Annotated in this window: 20 protein-coding genes and 1 tRNA gene; 7 read left to right on the top strand and 14 right to left on the bottom strand. The window is 64.7% G+C overall.

Translation table 11 applies throughout. The features are described 5' to 3' along the window. Window positions 1-647: 647 nt before the first annotated feature. From HAP40_RS19395 to HAP40_RS19370, 6 genes are read left to right on the top strand one after another with little or no spacing between them, the layout of a single operon-like run. Window positions 648-1,358 (top strand): c-type cytochrome, encoded by a 711-nt coding sequence (locus tag HAP40_RS19395; protein ID WP_166816301.1) that lies wholly within the window; start codon window positions 648-650, stop codon window positions 1,356-1,358. Between the two features lie 11 nt (window positions 1,359-1,369). Then, window positions 1,370-2,608, top strand: coding sequence for a cytochrome c (locus tag HAP40_RS19390; RefSeq protein ID WP_166816302.1), 1,239 nt, complete (start codon window positions 1,370-1,372; stop codon window positions 2,606-2,608). Between the two features lie 7 nt (window positions 2,609-2,615). Next, window positions 2,616-2,792 carry a hypothetical protein gene (locus HAP40_RS19385; RefSeq protein ID WP_166816303.1) on the top strand — a complete coding sequence of 59 codons (177 nt, stop codon included), beginning with the start codon at window positions 2,616-2,618 and terminating at the stop codon, window positions 2,790-2,792. Next, complete coding sequence (locus HAP40_RS19380) at window positions 2,789-3,352, top strand: cytochrome C oxidase subunit II (RefSeq protein WP_166816304.1); 564 nt, start codon at window positions 2,789-2,791, stop codon at window positions 3,350-3,352. Before HAP40_RS19385 ends, HAP40_RS19380 begins: the two co-directional genes overlap by 4 nt. After that, the gene (locus HAP40_RS19375) at window positions 3,339-4,961 is read left to right on the top strand and encodes a b(o/a)3-type cytochrome-c oxidase subunit 1 (RefSeq protein WP_166816305.1); all 1,623 of its coding nucleotides are present in this window, start codon (window positions 3,339-3,341) and stop codon (window positions 4,959-4,961) included. Before HAP40_RS19380 ends, HAP40_RS19375 begins: the two co-directional genes overlap by 14 nt. Continuing rightward, complete coding sequence (locus tag HAP40_RS19370) at window positions 4,961-5,776, top strand: c-type cytochrome (protein WP_166816306.1); 816 nt, start codon at window positions 4,961-4,963, stop codon at window positions 5,774-5,776. The genes HAP40_RS19375 and HAP40_RS19370 overlap by 1 nt, the downstream gene beginning before the upstream one ends. A gap of 154 nt (window positions 5,777-5,930) precedes the next feature. Here HAP40_RS19370 and HAP40_RS19365 read toward each other — a convergent pair whose 3' ends face one another. Together HAP40_RS19365 and lipA are read right to left on the bottom strand one after the other, a co-directional pair. Beyond that, window positions 5,931-6,413: a type II toxin-antitoxin system RatA family toxin gene (locus tag HAP40_RS19365; RefSeq protein WP_166816307.1), complete on the bottom strand. Its 483-nt coding sequence runs from the start codon at window positions 6,411-6,413 to the stop codon at window positions 5,931-5,933. A gap of 6 nt (window positions 6,414-6,419) precedes the next feature. After that, on the bottom strand, window positions 6,420-7,376 hold the full coding sequence (gene lipA / locus HAP40_RS19360) for a lipoyl synthase (RefSeq protein ID WP_166816308.1): 957 nt from the start codon (window positions 7,374-7,376) through the stop codon (window positions 6,420-6,422). Between the two features lie 130 nt (window positions 7,377-7,506). On the opposite strand from lipA, the gene HAP40_RS19355 reads away from it, so the two are divergent. Next, on the top strand, window positions 7,507-8,109 hold the full coding sequence (locus HAP40_RS19355) for a DNA-3-methyladenine glycosylase (RefSeq protein ID WP_166816309.1): 603 nt from the start codon (window positions 7,507-7,509) through the stop codon (window positions 8,107-8,109). 2 nt (window positions 8,110-8,111) lie between these two features. Here the strand turns inward: HAP40_RS19355 and HAP40_RS19350 are convergent, their stop codons facing one another. The 12 genes from HAP40_RS19350 to HAP40_RS19295 all read right to left on the bottom strand — a co-directional run bounded on the left by HAP40_RS19350 (window position 8,112) and on the right by HAP40_RS19295 (window position 22,265). After that, window positions 8,112-10,982 carry a valine--tRNA ligase gene (locus tag HAP40_RS19350; RefSeq protein WP_166816310.1) on the bottom strand — a complete coding sequence of 957 codons (2,871 nt, stop codon included), beginning with the start codon at window positions 10,980-10,982 and terminating at the stop codon, window positions 8,112-8,114. Window positions 10,983-11,108: 126 nt separating this feature from the next. Then, the gene (locus HAP40_RS19345) at window positions 11,109-11,873 is read right to left on the bottom strand and encodes a PopZ family protein (RefSeq protein WP_166816311.1); all 765 of its coding nucleotides are present in this window, start codon (window positions 11,871-11,873) and stop codon (window positions 11,109-11,111) included. 302 nt (window positions 11,874-12,175) lie between these two features. Next, window positions 12,176-13,561, bottom strand: a complete 1,386-nt coding sequence (locus tag HAP40_RS19340) for a TolC family outer membrane protein (RefSeq protein ID WP_166819449.1) — start codon at window positions 13,559-13,561, stop codon at window positions 12,176-12,178. A gap of 203 nt (window positions 13,562-13,764) precedes the next feature. Further along, window positions 13,765-14,427 (bottom strand): protein-L-isoaspartate O-methyltransferase family protein, encoded by a 663-nt coding sequence (locus tag HAP40_RS19335; protein WP_166816312.1) that lies wholly within the window; start codon window positions 14,425-14,427, stop codon window positions 13,765-13,767. Between the two features lie 143 nt (window positions 14,428-14,570). Then, window positions 14,571-14,747, bottom strand: coding sequence for a hypothetical protein (locus HAP40_RS19330; RefSeq protein WP_166816313.1), 177 nt, complete (start codon window positions 14,745-14,747; stop codon window positions 14,571-14,573). A 213-nt stretch (window positions 14,748-14,960) separates the two neighbouring features. Next, window positions 14,961-15,035, bottom strand: a tRNA-Asn gene (locus HAP40_RS19325). A gap of 136 nt (window positions 15,036-15,171) precedes the next feature. Further along, entirely contained in the window at window positions 15,172-15,540 is a 369-nt protein-coding gene (locus HAP40_RS19320) for a hypothetical protein (RefSeq protein WP_166816314.1), read from the bottom strand. Between the two features lie 207 nt (window positions 15,541-15,747). Beyond that, window positions 15,748-17,442: a flotillin family protein gene (locus tag HAP40_RS19315; RefSeq protein WP_166816315.1), complete on the bottom strand. Its 1,695-nt coding sequence runs from the start codon at window positions 17,440-17,442 to the stop codon at window positions 15,748-15,750. Window positions 17,443-17,465: 23 nt separating this feature from the next. Beyond that, window positions 17,466-18,125 (bottom strand): OB-fold-containig protein, encoded by a 660-nt coding sequence (locus tag HAP40_RS19310; RefSeq protein WP_166816316.1) that lies wholly within the window; start codon window positions 18,123-18,125, stop codon window positions 17,466-17,468. Window positions 18,126-18,135: 10 nt separating this feature from the next. Further along, window positions 18,136-19,299: a PspA/IM30 family protein gene (locus HAP40_RS19305; protein WP_166816317.1), complete on the bottom strand. Its 1,164-nt coding sequence runs from the start codon at window positions 19,297-19,299 to the stop codon at window positions 18,136-18,138. A 234-nt stretch (window positions 19,300-19,533) separates the two neighbouring features. Then, window positions 19,534-19,917, bottom strand: coding sequence for a RidA family protein (locus HAP40_RS19300; protein ID WP_166816318.1), 384 nt, complete (start codon window positions 19,915-19,917; stop codon window positions 19,534-19,536). Between the two features lie 17 nt (window positions 19,918-19,934). Continuing rightward, complete coding sequence (locus HAP40_RS19295; RefSeq protein ID WP_166816319.1) at window positions 19,935-22,265, bottom strand: acetamidase/formamidase family protein; 2,331 nt, start codon at window positions 22,263-22,265, stop codon at window positions 19,935-19,937. Window positions 22,266-22,359 lie beyond the last annotated feature (94 nt).

Genomic DNA, 22,359 nt, shown 5'->3' with positions numbered 1-22,359 from the left:
GCGATCGTCACGAAACGCGGGGTGAGCCGTGGTGGGCGCTGGGTGCACTGGCGCGATGGTCGTCGCAGGGCGGGCAACCGTGAGCGACGCCTTCGCGCAAACGACAGGTGCGACCAGCGTACGGCAAAACCGTGTCGTCCTGACGCCCGGGGCCTGTGCGTCAAGTCTTGCGGTGATGTGTGATGCCCGACCGGGCACGCACATCAGCCATCTGCAAGGCGACGGGGGCAATAGTGCATCGCTCCCCGGGGAGAGCTCGGCATAAGCCGTCAAACCACTGCGCAGGGAAGGCCGGGTTGTTTCCGGCTCCACCTGTATGCCGCTGTGCAGCTTCTTGTAGCGCAACTCTTCGCCGCACAGTGGACCGTGGGTGCCCAGCCGGCATCCGGTCTTCCCTGCGCCCTCTGACAAGGAGGGCGGCACCGACGAAGCAAAGCTCGGGCAGCAACTGTCGCGAGACTGCAGCGTTATGTCCAGTTTTCAAAAAACGCGCAAGTTTTGTCGAATTCGATCGGGATCGCAGATGTCGAGGCCGCGACCAAACGTCATCACGCATCCGTTCTTGCGCGGAACCATATTGGCGCAATAATGCCGTCGTACGTTGTGCTCTGGAATCAACCGGACCAACATTGTGGAGGGCGACGAAATTGTTCGCTCGCGCCGTGGCTTCGGCCGCCGTGATCATCACCTTGGCCGCCGTTGATGGTGCGGCCGCACAAACGGCCACCAACCAGCCGCCGGATACAATGGCGGCGCGGGTCGAGGCCTGCACGCCGTGTCACGGCAACAAGGGCGAAGGCACCAGCGACGTCTATTTCCCGCGCCTTGCCGGCAAGCCGGCCGGCTATCTCTACAACCAGCTCCTCGCTTTCCGCAGCGGCCGGCGCAAATACCCGCCGATGAACTATCTGCTGGAGTTTCTGCCCGATCCCTATCTCGAAGCGATGGCGGAATATTTTGCCAGCGAGCATCCGCCGCTGCCACAGCCCGCGCCGAGCGAGGTCAGTAAGGACGTGCTGGCGCAAGGCGAGACGCTGGCCACCAGCGGAGACGCAGGCCGCGGCATTCCGGCCTGCGTGAGTTGCCATGGGCCTGCGCTGACCGGGATGCAGCCGGGCATCCCCGGCCTGCTCGGGCTGCGCGCTGCCTATGTCAGCGCGCAGCTCGGCGCCTGGCGCTATGGTACGCGCACGGCAAAGTCACCTGACTGCATGCAGCTCGTCGCCGGACATCTGACGGAAGCAGATGTTACCGCCGTCGCGGCATGGCTCGCGACGCGACCGGCGCCGGCCGATCCGGCCCCCGTTCCGAAAGGCACCTACGCGCTGCCGTTCGGCTGCGGCAGCCAGCCCAACTGACGAGGCGGATGATGGGCTCGAAACTGTCGATTGCACTCCTTGTCCTCGCCGCACTGTCGACGGCGGCTAAAGCCCAGGACAAGAGCAGCGATGTCGTCGCGCGAGGCGAATATCTTGCCCGCGCGGGCGATTGTACCGCCTGCCACACCGCGCCGGAAGGACACCTGTTCGCCGGCGGCCGCGCCATGCCGACGCCGTTCGGCACGCTCTACACATCCAACATCACGCCAGATCCCGATACCGGTATCGGCAAATGGAGTGCGGACGATTTCTACAAGACCATGCACAACGGCCGCTTCCCGGACGGCGGGCTGATCTATCCGGCAATGCCCTTTGCGTCCTACACCAAGGTCACGCGCGCCGACAGCGATGCGATCTATGCGTATTTGCGCTCGATCGCGCCGGTGAACCAGAAGAACAAGCCACACGAGCTGCGCTTTCCCTATGACAACCGCCAGCTCATTCTCGGCTGGCGCACGCTGTTTTTCCGCGAGGGTGAGTACAAGCCCGATCCGTCGAAGTCAGCCGAATGGAATCGCGGCGCTTATCTGGTCGAAGGCCTCGGCCATTGCGCCATGTGCCATTCGCCGATCAACGCCCTCGGCGGCACCTCGCAATCGGACGCTTTCAAGGGCGGCCTGATCCCGATGCAGAACTGGTACGCGCCCTCGCTGACGTCCAACCGCGAGGCCGGGCTCGGCGACTGGAGCATCAAGGACATCACCGACCTGCTCCAGACCGGCGTTTCCATGCGCGGCGTGGTCTACGGCCCGATGGCGGAGGTCGTGCACAACAGCCTGCAATATCTCTCCGACGAAGACACCAGGGCGATGGCCGTGTACCTCAAGAGCATCTCGGAGCCCTCGCCTCCGCCGCCGGCGAGGACGACGCTGCCGACCACCGAGAGCAGCCTGCTGGTCAGCCTCGGCAAGACCGTCTACGACAAGCACTGCGCGAGCTGCCATGGCCCGCAAGGTGAAGGCAAGCCGCCGCACTGGCCGCCGCTCGCCAACAACCAGTCGATCGAGATGCAGTCCGCGGTCAATCCGATCCGCATGGTGCTCAATGGCGGCTATCCGCCGGGCACCAAGGGCAATCCGATGCCCTACGGCATGCCGCCCTTCGCAGGCCTCCTCTCCGACAACGAGGTCGCCGCCGTCGTCTCCTACATCCGCACCGCCTGGGGCAATCGCGGCACGCCGGTCTCGGCGCGCGACGCCAACGAGCTGCGCTCCGCACCGCTGAAATGAGGCCGCCATGATCAACTCCGATCCGCCGACCAGCCCGGCTACCGCCGACCAGGCCGTCGAGGAAGTCGTCGCGCAGGGCCCGTCCGGGGCGGTCGTGCTCGCCGGCATTGCCACCGCCTGTGTGGTCGCGATGTGGTTCGCCTTCTATCTGTTCGTTTTTCTGCCGCGCGGATCACTGCAATGAGCACCGAGGAAGCCCACGGCAGCGCCGAGGTCGCAGCCCGCGTCGAGCGGCGCTGGGCCACCATTGCTGTGATCATCATCGTGATGATGGCGCTGCTCGCCGCCTTCGCGGGCATCCATCGTGCGACCATGCCGCAGCCGCGCGTCGAGATCATCGACCCATCGCGCCTGCATCTGTCCGGCGAATTCGTCGAAAGCAATCTCGGCAGCGTGCTGGAAGCCAATGGCAATGTGACGGTACGTGCGATCGGCCAGCAATACTCCTTCACGCCATCCTGCATCGTGGTGCCCAATGACACGCCGATCACGCTGCGCGCCACCAGCGCCGACGTCGTGCACGGCATCCTGGTCCAGGGCACCAACGTCAACACCATGCTGGTGCCCGGCTACATCTCCGAGCAGCCCATGCGCTTTGCGAAGACCGGCGACTATCTGATGCCCTGCCAGGAGTTTTGCGCCTTTGGCCACGAGGGCATGTGGGGCAAGGTCAAGGTGATCGACAAGACCGACTTTGCCGATCGTGCGAAGGGTGGCGGGAGGCTGAGCTGTGTTGGTGAATAGGAAGCTCATCCTCGCCCATTTCTGGCTCGCCTTTGCCGTGTTCGGCATCGCGCTCACGCTCGGCGCCTGGCAGATGTTCATCCGCAGCCCGATCGGCACCTGGCTGTCCAATCCCGAGCTCTATTACCGCTCATTGACCGCGCACGGCACGGTGATGGGCTACGTCTTCCCGACCCTGGTCGCGATGGGGTTTGGCTACGCCATCAGTGAAGCCGCGCTGCGGCAGCGCCTGGTCGGCGTGCGCTGGGCCTGGGCCGGGTTCTGGCTGATCGTCGCCGGCAGCATCATGGCGGTGATCCCGATCGCGCTCGGCCGCGCCTCGGTGCTGTACACCTTCTATCCGCCGCTGATCGGCAACGTGTTCTACTATCTCGGCGTCGTCCTGGTCGTCGTCGGCTCGTGGATCTGGGTCGCGCTGATGTCGGTCAATCTGAGCGTCTGGCGAAAGGCCAATCCCGGCGCGCCGGTCCCGCTCGCGATGTTCGCCAATGTTGCGGGCTCCTACCTCTGGGCCTGGACTGCGGTCGGCGCCGCGCTCGAGCTGCTGCTCCAGATCATTCCGGTCGCGGCGGGGTTGAAGACCACGATCGACGCGGGCCTTGCCCGCGTGTTCTTCTCCTGGACGCTGCACGCCATCGTCTATTTCTGGCTGATGCCGACCTACATCGCCTATTACACCATCGTGCCGCGCGCGATCGGCGGCCGCGTCTATTCCGATTCCATGGCGCGGATCGCCTTCATCCTGTTCCTGGTCGTGGCGATGCCGATCGGCATGCACCACACCTTTGCCGATCCGCAGGTCGGCGCGGGATTCAAGTTCATCCATTCGGCCTTCACGGCGCTGGTGGCCCTGCCGACGCTGCTGACCGTGTTCACGATCTGCGCCTCCGTCGAGATCGCCGCACGCCTGCGCGGTGGGCGCGGCATGTTCGGCTGGATCGGGGCCCTGCCCTGGGACAATCCGATGATGCTGGCGCTGGCTTTCTCCTTCGTCATGCTCGGCTTCGGTGGCGCCGGCGGCCTCATCAACATGAGCTACCAGCTCGATGCCTCGATCCACAACACGCAGTGGATCACCGGCCATTTCCACCTGATCTTCGGCGGCGCCATCGTGATCATGTATTTCGCGATCGCCTATGATCTATGGCCGCATCTGACCGGCCGGGAGCTGATCGATCTCCGCCTGATCCGCATCCAGCTCTGGCTGTGGTTCGTCGGCATGATCGTCACCACCTTCCCGTGGCACTGGGTCGGCATCCTCGGCATGCCGCGCCGCATGGCCTATTTCGATTTCGGCGATCCCGCGATCGCGCCGCAGGCGCTTTCGGTGACGCTTTCGGCAATCGGCGGCTTCGTCCTGCTGGTATCGGGCATCATGTTCATCGTCATCCTGGCGCGCGGCATGCGGGCGCCCCAGGCCGATACCGGTCCCTATCAGTTTGCACTGGCCGTGCACCAGCCCGCGACCGTGCCGGTCGCGCTCAACACCCACGGGCTCTGGGTGGCGCTGATGATCGTGCTCACGCTCACCAATTACGGCTATCCGATCGTGACGCTGGCGCTGAGCGAGGGCACGTCGGTGCCGGCCGTCTATGTGGGGGCGCAGTGATGAGCACGCCCGACCTCTTCACCTTCCGTAACAGGCATTTCACGCTCAGTGTCGGCATCACCGCCGCAATCCTGGTCGTGACGGCAATTGCCGGCTTCATCATGCTGCCCTTCGCGCAGCCCTGGGTTCAGTTCGCCAATGTCTGGGATGCCATCTGCAGCGCTGCCGGCGTGCCGCAGCGCGCGCCAAGCGTGACGGCACCCGAGCAGAGCAAGCGGCTGTCGGAGGTCGTGCTGACCTCGTCCACGCTGTCACGTCCGAGCCAGGAGGCGATCGGGCGCGGAGCCACGCTGGCGCAGCGCTGTGCCATCTGCCACGGCCCGACCGGCGTCAGCCGGGCGGACTCGCCCAACCTCGCCGGCCAGTACGCCGCCGTGATCTACAAGCAACTGCTCGACTTCCGTTCGGGTGCGCGCACCAACGCCGTGATGTCACCGTTTGCGATCAACCTGACCGACCAGGAGATCGCCGATCTCTCCCACTATTACGCCTATCTGCCGCGGCTGCCGGCCTATCACCCGACGCCGCAGCTGCCAAAGCCCAACATCGTCATCTTCGGCGCGCCGATGCGCGGCATCGCACCCTGCGGCTCCTGCCATGGCAGCCTCGACAACAAGACCGGGAGCCCCTGGCTCGAAGGCCAGTCCGAAGCTTACATGAAGGCGCAACTCCAGGCCTTCGCCTCGGGCGAGCGCCGCAACGACATCAGCCAGCAGATGCGCAACATCGCCCGTGCGATGACGCCGCAGGAGATCGATCAGGCCGCGGCGTACTACGCCTCGCAGCCGCCTGATGTAGTGAAGGCGGTGGATTGAAGTGAGTAACTCGTGCCCCCGACGCAGCGCAGCGCTCCGTCAGCGGTGCGCTGCAGAGCCGGGGCCCATCGATCGAGTGAGGAGACCGCAACCATAGGTCCGGCTCTGCGGAGCAGCACTACGCGCTGCGCCGCGTCCGGGACGCGAGAGTTGCCTATGTCGATGCCAGCTTCGGCCGGCCGTAGATCGCATCCGCGCGTTTCTCGAACGCGGAGGAAAAGCGCGCGAAGGCTGCGTCGAACATCGAGCCCATCAGCAACGCCAGCATGCGGCTCTTGAACTCGTAGGAGAGGAAGAATCCGACGTCGCAGACACCCTGCCCCTCCTGCTCGCCCCTGGGCTCGAACGTCCAGCGGTTTTCCAGATTGCTGAACGGACCTTGCAGATATTCGACCAGGATCTTCAGATTGGCGCGATCCAGCGTCACCCGGCTGGTGAAGGATTCCTTGACCAGCTTGAACGACACCGTCATGTCGGCGACCAGCACCTCGGTGCCGTCGGGCTTGGCCATGCGCTGGCGCACCTTCAGCGCGCTGCACAGCGGCACGAATTCCGGGTAGCGCTCGATATCGGCGACCAGATCAAACATCTCGGATGCGCTGTGATTGACACGGCGCTTGCTCGAAAATTTGGGCATGGCGATTTAGCGGCCGTTAGCGGCCCGCGCGGCCTTCAGTCTCGCGAAGTCCTCGCCGGCATGATGCGACGAGCGGGTCAGCGGGCTCGCCGACACCATCAGGAAGCCCTTGGTGTAGGCGACCTTCTCGTAGGAGGCGAACTCGTCGGGCGGAACGAAGCGCATCACGGCGTGATGCTTGCGGGTCGGCTGGAGATACTGGCCGATGGTCAGGAAGTCGACCTCGGCCGAGCGCAGATCGTCCATCACCTGGAGCACCTCGTGGCGCTCCTCGCCGAGGCCGACCATGATGCCGGACTTGGTGAAGATGGTTGGATCGAGCTCCCTGACCCGCTGCAGCAGCCGGATCGAGTGGAAGTAGCGCGCGCCCGGCCGCACCGTGAGATAGCGCGACGGCACGGTCTCGAGATTGTGGTTGAACACGTCGGGCTTCGCCGCGACGACGACCTCGAGCGCTCCCTCCTTGCGCAGGAAGTCCGGCGTCAGGATCTCGATGGTGGTCGAGGGGCACGCGGCCCGGATCGCGCCGATCGTCTCTGCGAAATGTTGGGCGCCGCCGTCAGCGAGATCGTCGCGGTCGACGGAGGTGATGACGACATGGGCGAGGCCGAGCTTGGCCACGGCTTCGGCGACGTTCTGGGGCTCGGCGGCCTCGAGCGCGTTGGGCAGGCCGGTCTTGACGTTGCAGAAGGCGCAGGCACGGGTGCAGGTGTCACCCATGATCATGAAGGTCGCGTGCTTTTTGTCCCAGCACTCGCCGATGTTAGGGCAACCCGCCTCCTCGCACACCGTGTGCAGGCCGTTCGCCCGCACGATATTGCGGGTGTCGGCATAGCCGCGGGTATTGGGCGCGCGCACGCGGATCCAGTCCGGCTTCGGCGGGGAAGCGGAATCGGGCCGGTTCACCTTTTCGGGGTGGCGTGGGCGCAACGGGTTCGAGATGGTATCGACAATAACGACCATGGGGTGTCCGGTCTGTTCAGGTCCTACCTAGTCGGTCTGGCCAGGCATCGCAACCCGGCTCGCCCCGGTTCAGGGAACATGGCAGATATGGGCAATATCCTGCTCTGTTCTCTGGCGATTCCCACCTCGAATGGCTCCAGTCTCGAAACCCTCCACGCCACGGCTTGGCAAGCCGCTGAAGCGTGCCTTTTTCAACCGCGAGGTGCGCGAGGTCGCCCGCGATCTGATTGGGGCCACCATGCTGGTCGACGGCGTCGGCGGGATCATCGTCGAGGTCGAGGCCTATCATCATACCGAGCCGGCGGCGCACTCCTACAACGGCCCGACGCCGCGGAACCAGATCATGTTCGGCCCGCCCGGTTTTGCCTATGTCTACCGCTCCTACGGCATCCATTGGTGCGTGAACTTCGTCTGCGAGGAGGAAGGCTCGGCCAGTGCCGTGCTGATCCGCGCGCTGGAGCCGACGCAAGGCCTGGCTGCGATGCGTCGTCGCCGTCATCTGCAGGACCTGCATGCGCTGTGCTCGGGCCCGGGCAAGCTGACCGAAGCACTCGGCATCACGATCGCGCACAACGCCCTGCCCCTCGATCGGCGGCCGATCGCGCTGCATGCGCGGACGGAGGATGTCGATGTCGCAACCGGCATCCGGATCGGCATCACCAAGGCCGTGGAGCTGCCCTGGCGCTATGGCGTCAGGGGCTCGAAGTTTCTGAGCAAGCCGTTTCCGAAGTAGCCCTACGACGCCTGCTTCAGCCGCTCCAGCGCCTCGAGCAGCTTCGCTTTGCGAGCCAGGGCGGCCTCGCGCTTTTCACGCTCCTCCTCGACGACCTCCTCGGCCGCGTTGGCGACGAATTTCTCGTTCGCGAGCTTCGACTCGGCACGCTTGATGTCGGCATCGGCCTTGCCGATCTCCTTGTCGAGGCGCGCGCGTTCGGCGGCGACGTCGATCACGCCCTTCAGCGGAAGCGCAGCCACCTCGCCGCGCACCAGGAGCTGAACCGCACCGTCAGGCGCGCGATCGGCAAAGGAAATGTCCGACAGCCGCGCCATGCGCTTAATGACATCGGTCCAGCGCGGTGCGCGCTCCCTGGCCGAGGCGCCGGCGAGCACCAGCGCCGTCAGCGTTGCCGGCGGGATGTTCATCTCGGCGCGGACCGAGCGGATCTGGGTGACGAGGTCGATGACCCAACCGATCTCGGCTTCGGCCTTGGGATCGGTGAAGTCGGCGTGGTCGAAGATCGGCAGCACCCAGGCGGGCGAGGCGAGCGGGTCGGTCGGCCCGGTCGCCGCCGCGAGCATCGCAAGCTGCTCCACCGTCGGCTCGGTCGGCTTCAGCGGCCACGGCGCCAATGCGAGCAAGCCTTCGCGCTTGGCCGTCACCTCCCACAGCTCTTCGGTGATGAAGGGCATGAAGGGGTGCAGCAGCTTGAGGATCTCGTCGCGCGCCCAGGCGACCATGGCGCGGGTCTCGTCCTTGGCGGGACTGTCCGGTCCGAGCAGCACGGGCTTTGCGAGCTCGAGATACCAGTCGCAATAGACGTTCCAGACGAAGCGGTAGATGCTGCCGGCGGCATCGTTGAAGCGATAGGCCTCGATCGCCTCGGTCACCTCCCGCGTGGTGTGCGCGCTCTCATGCGCGATCCAGCGGTTCAACGTCTCCTTGACCTTCGCCGGCTCGAAGCCCTCGGGCACGGCGCAGTGGTTCATCTCGGCGAAACGGGAGGCGTTCCAGAGCTTGGTCGCGAAATTGCGGTAGCCCTCGACGCGGCTGGTGGCGAGCTTGATGTCGCGCCCCTGCGCCGCCATTGCGGCCAGCGTGAAGCGCAGCGCGTCCGCGCCATATTCGTCGATCAGGTTCAGGGGATCGATGACGTTGCCCTTCGACTTCGACATCTTGGCGCCCTTCTCGTCGCGGACGAGGGCGTGGATGTAGATGGTCGAGAACGGCACCTCCTTCATGAAGTGCAGGCCCATCATCATCATGCGGGCGACCCAGAAGAAGATGATGTCGAAGCCGGTCACCAGCGCGTTGGTTGGATAATAGCGCTGCACCTCGGGCGCATCTTCGGGCCAGCCGAGCGTCGAGAACGGCCACAGCGCCGAAGAGAACCAGGTGTCGAGCACATCCTCGTCGCGGGTGATGAAGCCTTCGCGCTTGTTGCGGTCGAGCGCCATCTCGCGCCCCTGCTCGACCGTGATGACCTCTTGCTCGACGTAATAGCCGAGCGCGTGGCTGACGGCCTCTTCCTCGGTCTCGGCGACGAACACCTTGCCGTCAGGTCCGTACCAGGCCGGGATCTGGTGGCCCCACCAGAGCTGGCGCGAGATGCACCAGGGCTGGATGTTCTCCATCCAGTCGAAATAGGTCTTCTCCCAATTTTTCGGCACGAAGCTGGTTTCGCCCGAGCGCACCGCCGCGATCGCGGGCCGGGCCATCGTCTTGGCGTCGACATACCATTGGTCGGTCAGATATGGCTCGATCACGCTGTTGGAGCGATCGCCGTGCGGCACCATGTGGGTGTGCGGCTCGATCCGCTCGACGAAGCCGAAGCTCTCTAGCCGCTCGACGATACGCTTGCGCGCGACGAAGCGATCGACCTTGTGGAACTCCTCGGCGAATTGCGCGGCGCCTTCCGGCAGGGCGCGCAGATAATCCTCGTTGTCGACGAGATCGAGGCAGCCTTCCCTGTCGATCACGCTGATCCGGCTCAGGCCGTGGCGATTGCCGACCTCGAAATCGTTGAAGTCGTGCGCCGGCGTAATCTTCACCGCGCCCGAGCCCTTCTCGGGATCGGAATAGTCATCGGCGACGATTTTGATCTTGCGGCCGACCAGCGGCAGGATCACGTTCTTGCCGACCAGCTTGTGATAGCGCTCGTCATCGGGATGCACGGCCACGCCGGTATCGCCAAGCATGGTCTCGGGGCGCGTGGTGGCGACGACGATGAAGCTCGAGGGATCCTCGGGGCTGAAAGTCTTGCCCTCGATCGGGTAGCGCAAATACCAGAGGCTGCCTTTGACCTCGGTCTGCTGCACCTCGAGATCGGAGATCGCGGTCAAGAGCTTGGTGTCCCAGTTCACCAGCCGCTTGTCCTTGTAGATCAGCCCCTCGCGGTGCAGTTCGACGAACACTTTGACGACGGCATTCGAGAGGCCCTCGTCCATGGTGAAGCGCTCGCGCGACCAGTCGCAGGACGCGCCGAGGCGCTTGAGCTGGTTGGTGATGGTGTCGCCGCTCTCGGCCTTCCACTGCCAGACGCGCTCGAGAAACTTCTCGCGGCCCATCTCGCGACGGCCAGGCTGCTGCCGCTCCATCAATTGCCGCTCGACCACCATCTGGGTGGCGATGCCGGCATGGTCGGTGCCGGGCTGCCAGAGCACGTCGCGGCCGCGCATGCGCTCGAACCGGCACAGGATGTCCTGGAGCGTATTGTTGAGGGCATGGCCCATGTGCAGCGAGCCCGTCACGTTCGGCGGCGGGATCACGATGGTGAAGGGCACCGCGTCGCGGCGGTCGGGACGGCCGGCCTTGAAAGCGAGGCTGTCCTCCCACACGACGGACATGCGGGTTTCGATATCGGCGGGCTGGTAATTTTTTTCGATCATGGGGCTGCTAGAAAGCCGCGCGCGCGGTTCGAGTCAACGGGAAGCTCAACGGCAGGCGTCTCCGGCCTGGGCCGCTGGCCTAATATGACGCAGGAGCAGGGCTTTATCGGGGCCGCACGGCCCTTCTCAGCGGCCGCCGCGCGAGACCCGCTCGATCTCGGCCTTCACGATGCGTTCAACCAGGCCCGGCAAATTGTCATCGAGCCAGGATTTCAGCATCGGACGCAGCATCTCCTTGACCAGATCCTCCAGGGTCCGCGCATTGCTGCTCAGCACCGTGTGGGCCAGCGAGTTGAAGGCGGATTCGACCGCGGAGACGGTCGATTGCGCGAGCATCGGCTGTTGCGGCGGCAAAGGTGGCGCATCGAAGTCCACCGGCGCGTAGGACGGCGGCGCTGGGCGGGGCTGCGGCGATTCGGCGAATTCCAGATCGTCGCGCGGCTCGACCTTGCGGAAGCTCGGAGGCGGCGGAGGCGGCGTCGGGTCCACCGCCATCTCGTCGGTCAATTCGAGCACGTCGGGTTCAGGCTCTGGCTCCGGCTCGGGAGCACGGACCTCGGGCGCAGGCGTGGCCGCGTCGAGCCCGGCCAGCAGCGCGTCGATATCGTCCTGGCTGTTGGATGCGTCCGCCGCAGGCGCCGGTGGTGGCGGCGCCGGCTTCGCGGCCGGCGGCGGTGCAGGCTGCTCGGCGGCCGGTTTCGGCGGAGCGACCTTGGATGGCGGAATGTCGTTCATCGCCTGCGGCTTTGGCGGCGCGGCGGCTGCCGCGGCCTTCTCAGGTTTTGCGGCCTCTGTCGGCGGTGGCTTGGCCTCATCGTCGGCAATGATGCGCCGGATCGAGGCCAGAATCTCCTCCATCGAGGGTTCTGTGACCTTTGCAGGCTGCGTCATCTCCGACTCCACATCATCAACGCCCTCGCATGCGTTGTTTTACACCAAGCACGACAGGATTGGCCGGTTCCGGATCGACGGCCCGACATTTTCGTCGTGGTAGCCCGACTTGTCCCCAGATCACGGCTCAACGTGCGGCGGTGCGCCCCTGCCCGCGGCACTCAAGCTTTACGCACACGGCATCGATACAGGCGAATCGACCCGCATCTTCTTGGCAAGGCTATGTCAGGGATTTTGATGATTGCAAGCAAAGCACCGGTCGGCCGCAGCTGTTTGCAAAGCCGACCGGATACTTATGGAGATCAGCGTCCGTCGGGCGTGCGTACGCCGGCCCAGCTGTCGCGGACCTGCTGGTAGTGCACGGAGGGATCATAAACCGTCGTTGCGAGGCCGAGCACCTGCGGCGACAGACGGCCGACAGCTGCGAGGACGTTATAGGATGCAACCACGCGGTCGTGCTGCGCGGTGACCAGCGCGACACGCGCATTGACCAGCGCCTGCTGGGCGTTGAGGACGTCGAGCGTGGTGCGCTGGCCCGCCTTGGCTTCTTCGCGCACACCGTTCAGCGCGATCTCGGACGCTGCGACCTGCGCCTGGGCGGACTGCACCTGCGCCTTGCCGGCCTGCAAGTTGCCCCACCACTGCACCACTGTCGCACGCGTCTGGTCGCGTGTGGTTTCGAGGTTGAGACGCTGCTGCGCCAGATTTTCCTTGGACTGACGGATCAGCGAATATTCACCGCCGCCCTGATAGATCGGCACCGAGATCTGCGCGACCGCGGCAGCGTTAAACGAGCGGTACTGAATTAAAGACTGTTCATAGGCCTGGGTCACGGACGCCTGCAACGAGACCGTAGGCAGCAGGGCACCCTCGGCAACCTTGACCTGCAGGAAATTGACGTCGATGCCGAACATTGCCGCGGTGACGTTGGGATGCTCGACGAGGCCGAGCTCGACCGCTGCAGCCAGCGTTGCCGGCAGGAAACGGTCGACAGGCGATCCGGGTGCAAGATTCACCGGATCGTTGCCGATGATGCGGCGGAAGTTGGCGCGCGTCGTGGTGAGATTCGCTTCCGCGGTCAGGGCCTGCGTCTTGCCCGCCGCCAGCTGAGCTTCGGATTGCGCAACGTCGGTGCGGGTCACTTCACCGACATTGAAGCGGTCGCGCGTCTGCTTCAGCGTCTGCTCGAGCACGCGCACGTTGCTGCGCTGGACTTCGAGCGTGGCGGCATCGCGCAGATAATCCATGTAGGTCGTTGAGGCCTGGAGCAGCACGCTTTGATCGAGGCTGCGCAGCGCCTCGCGGGCGCCTGAGACCTGGCTCTCGGCGGCGCGCGTCCGGTTGGCCGTCTGGTTGCCATTGTACAAGGTCTGGGAAGCAGTCAGTCCGACGCTTCGCGGAATGCCGGGCCCGCTGGTTGGCGCACCGCCGCGCTGGCTTTGGAAGTCCGAGTACTGATAACCACCGCTCGCCGACAGCGAGACCCTGGGGCGATAGCCCGACAAAGCTTGCGGCACATTCTCGTCAGTCGAGCGCACCTGGGCACGTTGCGCGTTGAGCTGCGGATTGTTCTGATAAGCGCGCACCAGCGCGGACTCGATCGTGTCCGCCAAGGCAGGCACCGGCCCGGCTAGCGACAGCAGCAGGACCGAAACCGCAGCTCCGGTGAAGAGCTTCACCCCATGCATCCCTGAAATTCCGTTCATTCTAACGCCCACCTCGTGCCCGCGAGCTGGGTTACCGTCTACCGAGTGGAGTCGTTGCCCCGCCGCAACATAGGACGCGGATTGGTGTGACGGAACTACCTCTGGGTAGTTCTCAGTGGAAACTCTTTACGTGCAGCATCCCGGCCACACTTCTGATTCAGAACGGTATTTTATAGCTCTAGGTGTCAGAATACGAAGGCAGCGGTCCGTTCCAACCCGGGAAGGACCGGGGCGGCGGCATCGAACAGCGCCCGATGGCCGAATTCACCGTGGGTATGTGTCACAATCATGGCCCGTGGCGGCTCCGATTCGGCCGAAACGCCCACCAGCCGCCCGCCCTCCTTGAGCTGCCCGAGCAATGCCTCCGGCGTGACCTCGGCAGCGCCGTTGAGGACGATCACGTCGTAGGGGCCAGCGGAAGCATCGCCTTCGGCGCAGGACGCGGCCTTGCAGGTGACGTTGGCGAGTCCAAGCGCGGCAAAGGCATCCTTGGCCTTGGCGGCCAGAGCTGAATCGCATTCGGTGGCGGTGACCTGACGTGCAAGCCTGGCGCTCAGCGCGGCGAGATAGCCTGTGGCGCAGCCAACCACCAGCACGTTGTCGCCCTCGCCGATGTCGGCGGCCTGGAGCAGCTTGCCGGTCAGTTGCGGCTTGATCAGGTAACGCTTGGTGCCGCCCTCGCTCACATCGAGGTCGAGGTCGAGGTAAGCCAATGCCTGCCGGCTGGCCGGAACGAAGGCCTCGCGAGGAACCGTGAGCATGGCATCGAGAATACGACGGTCAGTGACGTCACTGGTGCGCACCTGGCCATCGACCATCTTTTGGCGCGCGGTCGAGAAACCGGACATTTGCGGACCCTGAAATGCGGCCAATGCAGCCGAGATGAGTTGGCGGCATCTTTGGTACATGCCCGGCCAAAACGCAACATGGCCGTTGGCCGGGAAGAGCCCGCTCCGGCGTGCAGCTCAGCGCATCAGGGATGCCGGGTTGGTTATTCGATCGTCACCGCAAGGCGGCCGATCAAGGCGGCGACCTCGTCCAGTCGCGCCGAATCGGGCGCCTCGACCGCACGCGCGAGGCAAGCGAGGCACTCGTCGTCGCTGAGCTCGGGAATGTCAGCCGGCAGAATCGAGGGGGCCATATGACGGTCGACCTGAATGTCTGGCATGGGAATCAGCTCCGTGAAACTCCGGCATCGGCCAAGCTCGATTTGAATTGAGTCGATTTGGCGCCGTCCTCATGGCGTGACCGCGCCGCCGGACACGTCTGCTTGAACGCGATTCAAAGGGATTCGCCGACCAACGATGCTCGCAAAATGCGCGAACGGTATCGCGCGCCACATCAGAATGCGACTTCAACCTATTGAAATATCCATGAAATTTGGCTCCCCGGGCTGGATTCGAACCAGCGACCATCCGATTAACAGTCGGATGCTCTACCGCTGAGCTACCGAGGAAAAGGCGAACCAGTCGTTCGCGCGCGGCTGCGTATAACAAAGCCGGTTGCGCTTGCAAAGGACGAATTCGTCATCTTCGGCAAGGCGGCTGAGAAAGGGGCAAACGCGCCCCCTCCTCCGGTCGTGTCAAACCGACCTACTCGGCCAGGAACGAGGTGGTCTTGGTGCCGGAATCGTAGCGCAGCCGCAGCGCGGTGAGCTTGCAGAGGTTGACGTTCTTCCAGAGCACGGCCTCGTCATAGTTCTGCCAGTCGACACGGATGTTCCAGACGCACCCCTCGTCGTCATCGTCGAACTCGACATAGGTGCTCGCCTGGTTCTGCAAAACCTTCTCGAGTTCGTTCTCCCACTCGTCGAGGCCATCGTCCGGCGCGTTGAAGCCGAGGAATTTGATGGCGTAGCCCGTCTCGTTGACGACGGTGACGTTGCGGGCGTCAGCCGCAAATGACGGCGCGGCGGCGATCGCAAGTCCGATCGCGACCAGTCCAGAAAAAAAATGCTTCATTGAAAAGCTCCCGATCGAACAGGCTTCGGCGCCTGGCGTCGATCGGCGCAGGCGCCGTGGCAACAGATGGCGTTGCCTCGCAAGATTCGTCCGAAGCGCGATCGACAGCTCAACACTGTCGGTCAGCCCTCCGGAAGATGTGCGCGACGCGAGACGCGCACGGCCTGCTTCTATCGTTTCGAATTCTCCGCAGCAATGAACGGGCATTCATAGATCGGCGGCGTTTGTTTTCTCCGATACGGGGGCCGGCACGGCGGCGCCGTTGCTCTTACCCGTCACGGCACCGACCAGCGCCTTCACGGGATCGTCGTCCGGCGTAAAGCCGCTCTGTCGCAGGATCTCGTCGATCATCGGACGCAGCGCATGGACCTTCAGAAGCTCGCCGGCAAGCCCTTCGCCGAAGCCGACATTGCCGCCGCCGGCGCCGTTCCCGCCGAACGCGCCGCCGGTGTGCAGGATGCGGACGTCCTTGAGGTTGGCGATCGGCTTCACCATCTCGGCCAGCGCCGACGGCATGGTCTCGATCCGCCTCTTCGCGATCTCGAAATCGATGACGTTGCTGCCGAGCTTGTTCTGGGCCTCGTTCTTCATGGTGATGACGGCCGCCTCGGCCTCGCCGATGTTGCGGACACCGACGGCCTTGATCTTGTTGGACTCGGCTTCCGCGGTGGCCAGCGTCTTTACGGCCTCGGCGCGATCGAGCGAGGCCTTCTTCTCGGCCTCGGCCGCAACGATCAACTCGGTCGATTTGCGCTCGGCCTCGGTGCGCGCGGCGAGCACCTGGGTGAGACGGGCGCGATCGGCGACCTCAACGGCGCGCGCAGTGACGACCTTCTCTTCCGCGGAGACGGCGATCGCTTCGGCAGTCTTGGCTTCGGCGACGGCCTCCGAGGTCTCCTTGCTCTTGGCGGCGATCTGGATTTCGTTCTCCTGGGTCGCGATCTGGATCTCGCGCTGGGCGTCGGTCTTGCGCTTGTTGATCGCCAGATCCGACTCGATCACCGCGGTTTCCTTGACCTGCTTGGCGCCCGCCTCCTTCTCGGCAACGGCACGGTCGGTGTCGATGCGGGCGTTCTCCTCGGTCAGACGCGCGGTCTGCGTCGCGGTCGCGACCTCGGCGCGGGTGCTCGCGGTCTTGTTGGCGATGTCGCGCTCCTGGGAGAGCTCGGCCTCCTTCTTGGTCCGCTCGATCCCGAGGGTCTGCTGCCGCGCTTCGAGGTCCTTTTGCGCGATCGCCACCTCGTTGTCGCGGACGATGGCGTTTCGATCGCGCCGCCGGGTCTCGGTGACGGTCTTCAATTGGGTCAGACCCTCGGCGTCGAAGAAATTCTCCGGGTTGAAGAACTTGACGTCGGTCTGGTCGAGCTTGGTCAGCGACACCGATTCAAGCTCGAGGCCGTTCGATTTCACGTCGGACTCGACCGTCGACTGCACGTGCTTGACGAAGTCCGAGCGCTTCTCCTGGAGTTCCAGGATGCTCATGGTCGCGGCCACCGAGCGCAGGCCGTCGACGAATTTCGCCTCGACCTGGTTGCGCAGTGCCTCGGCATCGTTGGTCAGCGCGCCGAGCGTTTGGCTCGCGAGTGCGATGCTCTCCTCGTCGGGGCGGACGCGAACGTAGAACTCGGCGACGATGTCGACGCGCAGGCGGTCCTTGGTGATCAGGGATTCCCGCTCCTTGCGCTCGACGGTGAGCCGCAGCGTCTTCAGGTTGACGCTGGCATAGGAGTGGAAGATCGGCAGGATCATGGCGCCGCCGTCGAGCACGACCTTCTTGCCGCCGAGCCCGGTGCGCACGAACGCCTCGTCGCGCGTTGCGCGCTTGTAGAGAATGGTGAAGACGATCCCCAGGACGACGATCAGCGCGACGCCGATCAGGGCCGGGACTGCGATGTCGAACATGACTTTCTCCGATGATGGACGTGCTAGCTGCTTAGACTGGTCTTGGCGGGTTTGAGTTCATCGTCGGCCTTCACCGCCACGAAGCGGGTGCCATCGCGATCGACGAGGAGAACCAGAGTTCCCTGCGGCAGCGGCGATGATGAGGGTGCTGCGACCGCCGAGACGAAGTGACGGTTGCCATGGATGTCGGTGACGCTGACGCGGCCGGGCGGCCCCTGGTCGAGCGGACCGACAACGACCTCACCGACCCGGCCGACGAGATCGCCGAGGCCGACGGCGTAGCTCTCGTCCTTGGGAATGACCCGGGCGATGGCACGGCTGGCAATGCGGACCAGCGGAACCGATGCGGCGAACGCGCCGACCGAGGCGACGGTCGCCGGCAAAGGACCGGCCACCATCCGCGCGATGTCCTGGATCAGGAAGCCCGTGATGGAGAAGGCGCCCAGCAGCAACAGCAGGAAGATCAGCAGCGGCACGCCACCGACATTGATCCAGGAGATCGCGTTGATCACGCCATTGTCGCTGGGGTGGGCGAAATCGATATTGGTACCGAGCATCTCGCTGAGCGAAGCCCCGACCAGCATCGAGATTACCTCGATCGAGCCGACGATGACGATCATGACCGCCGCGATCGCGAACGGCCTGACCTCCGGCGACATGACGTGTTCGAGCAGAGCGCTCATGACACGGCACTCAGGAGCCCGACTTCAGCCGGGCCAGCCTCGCTGCAATTTCCTTGTCGCGATGCAACGTGCTGAGCTCGTCGATGTCGCTCGAATAGGGGATGCCCGGCGGCACGCCGGTGGCCCGCGCCACCGCCCTGCCCGCGCGCAGCGCCTTCGCCGCTGCTGAGCTGCCGCCCTGCTTCTTGGACGATGTCGAGGCCTGCTGGCTTGCGACGGCCTCGCTCTTCTCCAGGTCGGCACGGCGCTGCTCGGCATCCTGGAGCGCCGACAGCACGGCGCGCAGCGACGTCACGCACTGCTCGATCTTCTCGTTGTTCTCGTCGATGGCCCGCGAGAGCACCTCGAATTGCGCCTCCAGATCCATCTGCCGCGCGATGCCGGCGCGAGCCAGATCGTCGCGCCCGTCCGCGATCGCCCCGTCGATCTTGGCGGTCAGATCGGTCATCGCGCGCTCGATCTCGCTCCGGCGCGCGTTGAGGCGGTATTCCTCGGCCCGCGCGGCCGCGAGAGCATCGCGCGCTTCGCTCTCGGCGCGCTCGATCTCGCGGATGGCCTGCCCGACCACCTTGAGCTTGTTCTTGCCCTCCGCCTGCTCGATCGCGTCATAGGCGATCCCGGCGATCAGGCGTCCGACCCGGGACAGGAAATTGTCGGGGGCGGCAGCGATGTTATCCATAGCGTTCTCCTCCTCTGGCAGAGTGTTCGGCGTGACGCCGTAGTGAACTTCGAAACCGTCGTCGGTACGGATGAGATGCGCGGGTACGCTCTGTCCCCAGCCTTCGGCATAGCCCGCATAGTCGAATGGCACGCTGAAGCGGCCCTGCACGGTCGCGATCGAGATGGTGGCCGGCCCCTTGATCTTGGCGAGCTTGTCGTCCAGCGGCAGGCGGCGGCCCTGCGCCGCGCGGTAACCGGCACGGTCGCACAAGCCCAGCGTTACGAGACGCGAAGGCAGCGCGGTCTGTTTGCGGATCGGCTCATAGGCATGAGCGTGGAGCAGGACCACGTTGGAACCCACATTGTGGCTCCGCGCGACCTCGTCGAGAATCTCCATCATGCGGTCATAGGCCGTAAACGTCGCCTCCAGCGCGGCCTTGGCGGCCGGGTCGGGGGCAAGCCTGTAACGCAGCGCGGACGGAGCGTTTCGGGACGACGGGCTCATGAAAAGCACTAAAGCACCATTTTAGTGCTTTAGGAAGCGGAATCGCGATCACGTCTCACTGCCCTCATGCACTCTGTCGGTTAGTCGCCGTGGTCCGGGTCTGCGTTCAAGCCGGAGCGGCAACCTCTAGATCACAAGCGATCAAGACTTGATGCACGCGGAGATTGCAATTTTAAGCAAAGGTCGGGGCGCTGGAACGCGAGGGGCAGTCCTCTCCGCGCGGCTATCTCGACCTCGAATCGCTCACGGCCGCCTGCACACCAGATCGATTTCGATCAGCGCGTCATAAGCAAGGCCGGTGACGCCGACACAGGTGCGGGCCGGCAGGCGATCCGGCGGAAAAAACGTGCGGTAGGTCTCGTTCATCGCAGCGTAGTCTTCCTTGAACCGCGTCAGATAGATGCGCGTCATGACGACATGCTCGAGGCCAAGGTCGACGCCGGCGAGAACCACCTTCAGGTTCTCCATCACTGCGCGGGTCTGCGCTTCAATCCCGTCGGGAAGCACGCCTGGTGTCTGCGGCGTATCCGGCATCTGGCCGGTGACGAAGACGAAGCCGTCGGTCTCGACGGCGTGGCTAAAGGGCGCGACCGGCTTCGGTCCACCGATGATCATATGGAATTTCATTTCTGATATCTCTGGGCTTAAGGCAAGTTTTGGAAGAGGCGCTTGCTGACGATCGCGTGCACGCCCCAATTGCCGTCGACCACCTGTGTGACGCCGAAATCGACGGCTGCCGACATCAGCGCGATCGCCTCATCCTCGCTGAGGCCTTTGACGTTCATCAGGAAGCGCCGCATCTTGCGGAACGCATCCTTCATTGCGAGATCGAGCGAGGATTTCGTGTAGACTTGGCTTTGGCCTTGCGCGCCGAACTCGGCAAGGTAATTCGGGTGGCTGAAGCCGGTCAGCACCCAATCCGTCTCGGTCTCGATCAGAGGATAGGAGAGATCGGCGAAGGGCCGGCCGGCGAGATCGGCCTTCTTGTGGAGGATCACCTCGAACGTGCCGGTCATCGAGCATTCGATGGCGGTGCCGCTCAATTCGCCGTCGCCTTGCGCGGCATGGGGATCGCCGACCGACAGAAGCGCGCCAGGAACGGAAACCGGGAGATATACCGTCGCCCCCTTCCCCAGCCGCCAATTGTCCAGATTGCCGCCGAAATAGGACGGCGGCACGGAGTCGACGAAATCGACCTCGCGCGGGGCCACCGCGATCACGCCGAAATGCGGCCGCAGGGGAATACGGATGTCGTCGAGCACGGCATGGCGCCGCTTGATCGTGGCAGGTGCAACGGGCACGCCGGGATAGTCGTAGGTCGTGTGCACCACGCCGAAGGGATCGGTCTGCGGCTCCCAACGGTAGGAATAGAGCGCCCGAGCATGCGGCATCTCAGCGTCGTCGAAGATCTCATAGATCGTGACGACTTCACGCGGCTTGAGACCGCCCAGAAACTCATTGTAGTGGTAACCCCACCAAGCCGCGACCGAGGAGCCGAACACCCGGCCAACATGGTCCGGATTGCGGCTCGCACGCGGCACAATGTCGAGGATGCGCACCTCCAGCACGTCGCCGGGCTGGGCGCCTTTGACCGCCACGGGACCGGTGCAAATGTGTACGCCAAAGCCCTCGCCGGCGCCGCGACCGAACACGCTCGCGTCCATCGGACCCGCACCGCGGCGATCGACGTTTTTCTTCTCCCGCGTCCAGCCGAACACCGCTTCAGCGCCAGCATCCCCCGTGATCATCACGTCGGGAGCATCAGAGGCGTGCTGCGTCAAGGTTTCGATGGTGATGGTGTCGCCCGAGGCGATCTCGACCTGTGGCGGCAGCGAGCGGCTGAAATAGCCCCAATGGATGCGGCTCGCGTCGACCGGGAGATGATGATGCCTGCGCTCCGTCGTCGTTTGCTCGTCGGCGCCGGCGCGGGCGGTTGTGCTGCGCGCCTCCGCGCTCTGATGTGCGCGAAGCTGTGCCAGTGCCTCCTGCGGCCAGCCACGCTGTCCGGCAACGCCGTGTTGGAATGTCGCCCGCTCCGCCTCCTGCTGGCGAAATTCGCGCGGCGGCAGGCCGAAGCGGTGACGGAAGGCGCGACTGAAATGCGCGGAATCGCCGAAGCCGTAGGCATAGGCGATCTCCGAGATCGAACGATGCGCTTCAGTCGGGCTCGACAGATCGGTCCAGGCACGCTGGAGCCGACGCTCGCGAACGTAATGGGTAAAGTTGTCGCCAACCGTCTCGAACAGCTTTTGCAAATAACGTTCGGAGATCCCTTCGGCCTCCGCAACCCGCGCCGGCACCAGATCGGGATCGTCGAGGCGGCGCTCGATGGTCTGGCAGATCCGGTGCAGCAGCGCGGCCTGCGTCGCACTCGATCCGGCGTCGGCGCTCGAGGCCGCCAATTGATGCGTGAGAGTGAGCTGCAGATCGACGAGCGACTGCGCGAGAGAATTCCATTCGGCATCGCTCAATGTGTCGAGCGTGCGTGCGGTCGCGTCCAAGAGCCGTGCGAACACGTCCGCAAAGCCGCCGGGCGGAACGACGCGCGGCTCATCGAGCCGCGGCTTGCCCGAGTGGCGCCTATGCAGCGCATCCGATGTTATCGACAGGACGATGGCGCGCATGTCGCGCTGGAATGCGATGCTCCAGTCACCGTTGCGCGGCAGCAGCACGAGGTGACCGATGGGAATGATGCGATGGCCGCCGGCGCTCTTCAGCACCATGCCGTCCTCGACCGGAATCAGTGCGATCGGAAGATCTTCGTTCGTCCGCGACAGCGGACCAACGCTCTGCGCGCCCGCGACCATGCGGGTCAGCGCCACACCGTCAGCATGACGATGTGACGCGGTCGCGTGGCCATCGAAGAAGCAGTGGCCGCCCGCAGGTTGCAGGCCGACCGCCGCCAGCACGTCCCGCCATGCCTCGGGGCGGTCGTCTTGTGCGTAGGACTCGCTCGTGAACGGACGGAAACTCATCGGATCGACCCACATTGCGGTCGATCGAAGCAACCTCTGTGCCAGACGAAGGCGTTCGTCCGTCGCGCCGACGGGCCGCAAATGAGGTTGATCT

The organism is Bradyrhizobium sp. 1(2017), from assembly GCF_011602485.2.
GTDB lineage: Bacteria > Pseudomonadota > Alphaproteobacteria > Rhizobiales > Xanthobacteraceae > Bradyrhizobium.
The sequence above is the reverse complement of the archived record's forward strand: the minus strand, read 5'-3'. Positions and strand labels throughout refer to the sequence as shown.